This window comes from Niastella populi (genome assembly GCF_002078015.1).
Lineage (GTDB): Bacteria > Bacteroidota > Bacteroidia > Chitinophagales > Chitinophagaceae > Niastella > Niastella populi.
In genome coordinates this window covers 1-202 of record NZ_LWBP01000051.1, presented here as the reverse complement: position 1 = coordinate 202, position 202 = coordinate 1, and the positions used below count along the sequence as shown (strand labels likewise).

The 202-nt window shown below is 35.1% G+C and carries 1 protein-coding gene; it reads right to left on the bottom strand.

What is annotated here, in order from left to right; translation table 11 throughout:
* On the bottom strand, window positions 1–202 hold a 202-nt coding region (locus tag A4R26_RS35355; RefSeq protein ID WP_133054572.1), incomplete at both ends, for a hypothetical protein.

Sequence of the window (202 nt, the reverse complement as noted above, 5' to 3'; positions counted from 1 at the left end):
TGATCAATTTATCAAAATGAGTTACCAGGTGCTTTAAGGATGTGCTATCGTAACGATTGGTATTATAGCTGATTTCTACCTTTAGTGAAACGGCTGAGGGGCTAACTAATATATTAAAATCATAATTGGTTCGCTCAAACACGTCCATTGACTCTATAGACAGTCCTTCTTCACCTTTGCTATTTAATAAACCTTCATTTTC